A 6,107-nucleotide genomic window follows, 5' to 3' on the forward strand; every position below is an offset into this window, starting at 1 on the left:
AATTGATTGAGTCTTTAGAAGAAGGCGGCGACCTACTTTCCCACGAATGTAGTATCATCGGCGCTAATGGGCTTAACTTCTCTGTTCGGAATGGTAAGAGGTGAGCCCCATTGCTATAACCACCTTAGTTTTAAGTTAGGAGTTATTAAGTTTTTGAGTTATGAGTTTTAAAAAACTCTGAACTCTACACTCTTAACTCTTAACTTCCAGCTTTGCTGGATAATAAGTTAACATATTGAGATAAATAAGTATGAAAAAGATAGTACAAGCTATCACTATAAAAAAGCGTTCATCCTGCGGTATGATGCTGTGATCATACCGCAGGGCAATAAGTCGTACGGGTAATTAGTACTACTCGGCTAAAGACATTACTGCCTGTACACCTGTAGCCTATCAACGTGGTAGTCTTCCACGACCCTTTAAAGAAATCTCATCTTGTGGCGGGTTTCGCGCTTATATGCTTTCAGCGCTTATCCACTCCAAACGTAGCTACTCAGCCATGCCTCTGGCGAGACAACTGATACACCAGCGGTTTGTCCAACTCGGTCCTCTCGTACTAGAGTCAGAGCCACTCAAATTTCTTACGCCCACTGTAGATAGAGACCGAACTGTCTCACGACGTTCTGAACCCAGCTCGCGTGCCACTTTAATGGGCGAACAGCCCAACCCTTGGGACCTTCTCCAGCCCCAGGATGTGACGAGCCGACATCGAGGTGCCAAACCCCCCCGTCGATGTGAGCTCTTGGGGGAGATCAGCCTGTTATCCCCGGAGTACCTTTTATCCTTTGAGCGATGGCCCTTCCATACGGAACCACCGGATCACTATGCTCTTGTTTCCAACCTGGTCGACTTGTAAGTCTCTCAGTCAAGCACCCTTATGCCATTGCACTCTACGCACGGTTACCAAGCGTGCTGAGGGTACCTTTAGAAGCCTCCGTTACTCTTTTGGAGGCGACCACCCCAGTCAAACTACCCACCACGCACTGTCCTCATTTACATGAGTTAGGCTTCAGACAAGCAAAGGGTGGTATTTCAACAATGACTCCACAACGCCTAGCGACGCCGCTTCAAAGTCTCCCACCTATCCTACACATTACTTATCCAAAGTCAATACGAAGCTATAGTAAAGGTTCACGGGGTCTTTTCGTCCCACAGCGGGTAATCGGCATCTTCACCGATACTACAATTTCACCGAGCTCATGGCTGAGACAGTGTCCAGATCGTTGCACCATTCGTGCAGGTCGGAACTTACCCGACAAGGAATTTCGCTACCTTAGGACCGTTATAGTTACGGCCGCCGTTTACCGGGGCTTCAATTCAATGCTTCTCCGAAGATAACATCTCCTCTTAACCTTCCGGCACCGGGCAGGTGTCAGGCCATATACGTCATCTTTCGATTTAGCATAGCCCTATGTTTTTGATAAACAGTCGCCTGGACCTCTTCACTGCGGCCCTGATGTTAACCATCAGGGCGACCCTTCTCCCGAAGTTACGGGTCGATTTTGCCTAGTTCCTTAGCCATGAATCTCTCGAGCACCTTAGAATTCTCATCCCAACTACCTGTGTCGGTTTACGGTACGGGCTGCTACCACTCGCTTTTCTTGGAAGCTACTTCGCCAGATTATCACCGCAGCCGAAGCCTTGGTGTACTATCCCCTTCTTACAAAGGGTTCAACGCACAATTCCGTCTGTGCGCACTGACTACATAGCTCCGTCACTTTTAATGTGGAGCAGGTACGGGAATATTAACCCGTTGTCCATCGACTACCCCCTTCGGGTTCGCCTTAGGTCCCGACTAACCCTCAGCTGATTAGCATAGCTGAGGAAACCTTAGTCTTTCGGTGTGCGGGTTTCTCGCCCGCATTATCGTTACTTATGCCTACATTTTCTTTTCTGTCCGTTCCAGCAAGCCTCACGACTCACCTTCAGCACAAACAGAATGCTCCCCTACCACTTGTATCTAATGATACAAATCCACAGCTTCGGTGGTATACTTATGCCCGATTATTATCCATGCCGGATCGCTCGACTAGTGAGCTGTTACGCACTCTTTAAATGAATGGCTGCTTCCAAGCCAACATCCTAGCTGTCTAAGCAATCCAACCTCGTTTATTCAACTTAGTATACACTTGGGGACCTTAGCTGGTGGTCCGGGTTCTTTCCCTTTCGGACATGGACCTTAGCACCCATGCCCTCACTGCTTACAACCATTTTATAGCATTCGGAGTTTGTCAGGAATTGGTAGGCGGTGAAGCCCCCGCATCCAATCAGTAGCTCTACCTCTATAAAACTATGTAAACGCTGCACCTAAATGCATTTCGGGGAGTACGAGCTATTTCCGAGTTTGATTGGCCTTTCACCCCTACCCTCAGGTCATCCCAAGACTTTTCAACGTCAACGGGTTCGGTCCTCCACTGTATGTTACTACAGCTTCAACCTGCCCAAGGGTAGATCACACGGTTTCGCGTCTACCACTACTAACTAAAGCGCCCTATTCAGACTCGCTTTCGCTACGGATCCGGACCTGAAGTCCTTAACCTTGCTAGCAACGGTAACTCGTAGGCTCATTATGCAAAAGGCACGCCGTCACTAATAAATTAGCTCCGACCGCTTGTAAGCGTATGGTTTCAGGATCTATTTCACTCCTTTATTCAAGGTTCTTTTCACCTTTCCCTCACGGTACTGGTTCACTATCGGTCTCTCAGGAGTATTTAGCCTTGGCGGATGGTCCCGCCGGATTCATACAGGGTTTCACGTGCCCCGCACTACTCAGGATACCACTATCAATAACTTCGCTTACCTATACGGGACTATCACCCCCTACGGTCTGTCTTTCCAAACAGTTCTAGTTCGCTAAGCATCAAATGGCGTGGTCCTACAACCCCAATATTGCCGTAACAACATTGGTTTGGGCTAATGCGCGTTCGCTCGCCGCTACTAACGCAATCACTTTTGTTTTCTCTTCCTCCGGGTACTTAGATGTTTCAGTTCCCCGGGTTCACCTCCTTTCGGATACTATATCTTCAATATAGTGGGTTGCCCCATTCGGATATTTGCGGATCAATTCTTGTGTGCAGATCCCCGCAACTTTTCGCAGCTTATCACGTCCTTCATCGCCTCTGAGAGCCTAGGCATTCCCCATACGCTCTTCTCTGACTTATTTATATCATAAATCATCGAAATTTTCGATTCATTGTTAATTCTCTTTCAATACCAAATACATGGCATCAATGAAGAAATTGTAATTGCTATATGCACTAATTAAAGCACACACAACAACCCTTACCTTTTTAAAATAATAAGTTTCTATCTTTTTCGTACTTATTTGTAATCTCAATATGTCAATGAACGTTATTCCCTTATAACAATACTATCTATCGATGGCAACAAAAACGAAATCTTGTTTCCTAGGTTGTTTCTATTTCCTATCTCAATAATATCTAAAGAATCGTGGAGAATATCGGAGTCGAACCGATGACCTCCTGCGTGCAAGGCAGGCGCTCTAGCCAGCTGAGCTAATCCCCCGTTTTTCAAGTAAGCAGTAACCAGTCTGCAGTAAGCAGTCGCTGAATGCTGACTTTTAACGTGGTAACCCACTTCTAGAATTTCCTTTATTTCAATATAAAATGAACATTTTTTTCAATTCTGAACTCAAAAACTCTGAACTCATAACTAAAAAACAGTAGTCTCAGGCAGACTCGAACTGCCGACCTCTACATTATCAGTGTAGCGCTCTAACCAGCTGAGCTATGAGACTGTTTTATAGATTCAAGACGTAGAGAATCAAGATTCAAGACTCTTCTTATAAAATCTCGTCTTGCATCTTATTCCTTGCTTCTTGACTCTTAACTTAATATAATAATATTGACAAGCTATATACGTATTGTTACTAAACATGTAAAATAAAAAAGACCTTGAGAGTAAGCGAAAGTGTTTTCTTAATGAACTTCCAACTTACTTTTTTAAATAAATAATTATAGTAAAGGTATTATTGTCGTTTTCTTGGCGTATTTAGTGTAAACACTAAAAATTGCTCTAGAAAGGAGGTGTTCCAGCCGCACCTTCCGGTACGGCTACCTTGTTACGACTTAGCCCCAGTTACCAGTTTTACCCTAGGCCGCTCCTTACGGTGACGGACTTCAGGTACCCCCAGCTTCCATGGCTTGACGGGCGGTGTGTACAAGGCCCGGGAACGTATTCACCGGATCATGGCTGATATCCGATTACTAGCGATTCCAGCTTCACGGAGTCGAGTTGCAGACTCCGATCCGAACTGAGATAGGGTTTATAGATTCGCTCCCTCTCACGAGGTGGCTGCTCTCTGTCCCTACCATTGTAGCACGTGTGTGGCCCAGGACGTAAGGGCCGTGATGATTTGACGTCATCCCCACCTTCCTCACGGTTTGCACCGGCAGTCTTGCTAGAGTTCCCGACATTACTCGCTGGCAACTAACAACAGGGGTTGCGCTCGTTATAGGACTTAACCTGACACCTCACGGCACGAGCTGACGACAACCATGCAGCACCTTGTAAATTGTCCGAAGAAAAGTCTATCTCTAAACCTGTCAATCTACATTTAAGCCCTGGTAAGGTTCCTCGCGTATCATCGAATTAAACCACATGCTCCACCGCTTGTGCGGGCCCCCGTCAATTCCTTTGAGTTTCAGTCTTGCGACCGTACTCCCCAGGTGGGATACTTATCACTTTCGCTTAGCCACTCAAACCGAAGTTCAAACAGCTAGTATCCATCGTTTACGGCGTGGACTACCGGGGTATCTAATCCCGTTCGCTACCCACGCTTTCGTCCCTCAGCGTCAATGCATTGTTAGTGATCTGCCTTCGCAATCGGTATTCTAAGTAATATCTATGCATTTCACCGCTACACTACTTATTCTAACCACTTCACAATGATTCAAGACTATCAGTATCAAAGGCAATTTTACCGTTGAGCGGCAAACTTTCACCTCTGACTTAATAGCCCGCCTGCGGACCCTTTAAACCCAATGATTCCGGATAACGCTTGGATCCTCCGTATTACCGCGGCTGCTGGCACGGAGTTAGCCGATCCTTATTCTTACAGTACCGTCAGCTCTTCTCACGAGAAAAGGTTTCTTCCTGTATAAAAGCAGTTTACAACCCATAGGGCAGTCATCCTGCACGCGGCATGGCTGGATCAGAGTTGCCTCCATTGTCCAATATTCCTCACTGCTGCCTCCCGTAGGAGTCTGGTCCGTGTCTCAGTACCAGTGTGGGGGATCCCCCTCTCAGGGCCCCTACCTATCGTTGCCTTGGTAAGCCGTTACCTTACCAACAAGCTAATAGGACGCATACTCATCTTATGCCGTAACCTTTAATCATTAAACTATGCAGCTTTATGATACTATGAGGTATTAATCCAAATTTCTCTGGGCTATCCCTCAGCATAAGGTAGATTGTATACGCGTTACGCACCCGTGCGCCGGTCGTCAGCGAGTGCAAGCACTCCTGTTACCCCTCGACTTGCATGTGTTAAGCCTGCCGCTAGCGTTCATCCTGAGCCAGGATCAAACTCTTCATTGTTAAATTTTTAGATTACTATTTATCTTACGATAACCAGCAACCAATATGTACGAAACAACAATCGTTTATCCTAACTAAACTCAGAATTTAAAAAAATTGAAAACTCCTTCATCTTCCTCTCACTCTCAATTTTATGGTCTTTTTAAATCTTTATATGTGTATTCTTTAATAACACGTTTTTCCATCCAATCCGAAAATCGAATAGAAAATTTGTTTGTCAATATCATTATGTCAATGAACTCTTTTAACTCGCCCTAAAATCCATTTCTTTTACAAAATAAATCCCATTTTTATGAGCGACTTTTCGTTAGCTAAAGCGGAATCGAACCACCCGTATTTTCCATAGAAAATACCTACCATATAACTACAACTTTTTAATGAACTTTTTTATGCGTTTCACTATCCCTGAAAGCGGGTGCAAATATAAAACCAATTTTTAATTCACACAACAAAAAAATTAAACTTTTTTTCGACCCTAACTCCCAATAAAAAATGAACTCCCAAATCACCCCTAAACGTTCCCCGTCTAAGCGGCTGCAAATATAAAA

The 6,107-nt window shown here is 45.1% G+C and carries 2 tRNA genes and 3 rRNA genes; all 5 read right to left on the reverse strand.

Annotated features, from left to right (window positions below):
* Positions 1–19: 19 nt before the first annotated feature.
* The 5 genes from rrf to GWK10_RS18220 all read right to left on the reverse strand — a co-directional run bounded on the left by rrf (position 20) and on the right by GWK10_RS18220 (position 5,559).
* Positions 20–127: ribosomal RNA gene (rrf, locus tag GWK10_RS18200) — 5S ribosomal RNA — on the reverse strand.
* Positions 128–325: 198 nt separating this feature from the next.
* Positions 326–3,162 (reverse strand): 23S ribosomal RNA (locus GWK10_RS18205).
* A gap of 289 nt (positions 3,163–3,451) precedes the next feature.
* Positions 3,452–3,525, reverse strand: a tRNA-Ala gene (locus GWK10_RS18210).
* 158 nt (positions 3,526–3,683) lie between these two features.
* Positions 3,684–3,757 (reverse strand) — tRNA-Ile (locus GWK10_RS18215).
* Between the two features lie 282 nt (positions 3,758–4,039).
* A 16S ribosomal RNA gene (locus GWK10_RS18220) occupies positions 4,040–5,559 on the reverse strand.
* Together the 16S, 23S and 5S rRNA genes with 2 tRNA genes alongside form the textbook arrangement of a ribosomal RNA operon.
* Positions 5,560–6,107: the final 548 nt, after the last annotated feature.

This window comes from Spongiivirga citrea, from assembly GCF_010671565.1.
GTDB lineage: Bacteria > Bacteroidota > Bacteroidia > Flavobacteriales > Flavobacteriaceae > Spongiivirga > Spongiivirga citrea.